General features: G+C 59.1%; 1 protein-coding gene. It reads left to right on the forward strand.

The features are described 5' to 3' along the window. The first annotated feature begins 65 nt into the window (after window positions 1-65). Window positions 66-1201, forward strand: a protein-coding gene (locus HY17_RS20015) for an IS3 family transposase (RefSeq protein WP_369802202.1) whose coding sequence is annotated in 2 segments (ribosomal slippage) — window positions 66-336 and window positions 336-1201 — 1137 coding nt in all. Because the reading frame shifts where the segments join, the coding sequence is not laid out codon by codon here. The last annotated feature ends 64 nt before the right edge of the window (window positions 1202-1265 follow it).

The raw sequence follows: 1265 nt of genomic DNA on the forward strand, positions 1-1265 counted from the left end.
TGGTCTGCCACATGAAAACTGGTCCGGTAATTGAGTGAGAGTCGGCTTCGAATATGGAGTTGAGAATGGGCAAGAGAGCGAAGCCTGAAGAGATCATCGCGAAGCTGCGGGAGGTGGAAGTCCGACTGAGCCAGGGTGAGACGACCGGACAGGCCGTGCGTGCGATCGGGGTAACCGAGCAGACGTATTACAGGTGGCGAAAGGAGTATGGCGGCCTTCAGGTCGGCCAGGCCAAGCGGATGAAGGACATGGAGATGGAGAACCGGCGCCTGCGCAAGGCAATCTCCGATCTCACCCTGGACAATCAGATCCTGAAAGAGGTTCTTTCGGGAAAGTACTGAGCCCTTCACGCAAACGCAGTGCGGTCGATCATGTGGTAGAAGAGCTTGGCGTTTCGGAACGCCGGGCCTGCCGCGTGGTCGGCCAGCATCGCGCCACCCAACGTCGCTCACCGACTCGCCGCGCCGATGAGGCGGCCCTAACGGCAGCCATCATCCATCTTGCAGAACGGTTTGGCCGGTATGGTTACCGGCGGGTGACGGCACTCTTGAACGCGAGTGGATGGCAGGTGAGTGCGGGCCGGGTGTATCGCATCTGGCGGTGTGAAGGGCTGAAAGTCCCGATGAAACAACCAAAACGCGGCCGTCTCTGGCTGAATGACGGTTCCTGTATCCGGCTAAGGCCGATGCACAAGGGCCATGTCTGGTCGTATGACTTCGTCCAGGACCGTACGCATGATGGCAAGGTGTTCCGTATGCTGTGCGTGATCGATGAGTATACAAGAGAATGCCTCGCCATTCGTGTCGAACGCAGGCTCAACTCCCGGGACGTTCTGGATGTGCTGGGCGAACTGTTCGTCGCACATGGACCGCCTGAGCACATACGTTCAGATAACGGCCCCGAGTTCGTCGCCACCGCTCTGCGTGACTGGCTGGAGCGGATCGGGGTGAAGACGCTCTACATCGAACCGGGCAGCCCATGGGAAAATGGCTACTGCGAAAGCTTCAACTCCAAGCTCAGAGACGAGTTGCTGGCCAGGGAAATCTTCTACGATCTCCGCGAAGCCAAGGTGCTGATCGAGGGATGGAGATGCCATTACAACACGCAGAGACCGCACTCTTCGCTGAACTATCGTCCACCCGCCCCAGCAGCCATCTTGCCCGCGGCGCTCATGCCGCCTTATAGGTTGGAGGCGGCATGAGCGCCGCTACGGACCAACCGCCGACTCTAACTCTACGGTTGGACTAGTCCGATTGGGCAAGCCA

Origin of the sequence: Hyphomonas sp. CY54-11-8, from assembly GCF_000682735.1 — a bacterium.
GTDB lineage: Bacteria > Pseudomonadota > Alphaproteobacteria > Caulobacterales > Hyphomonadaceae > Hyphomonas.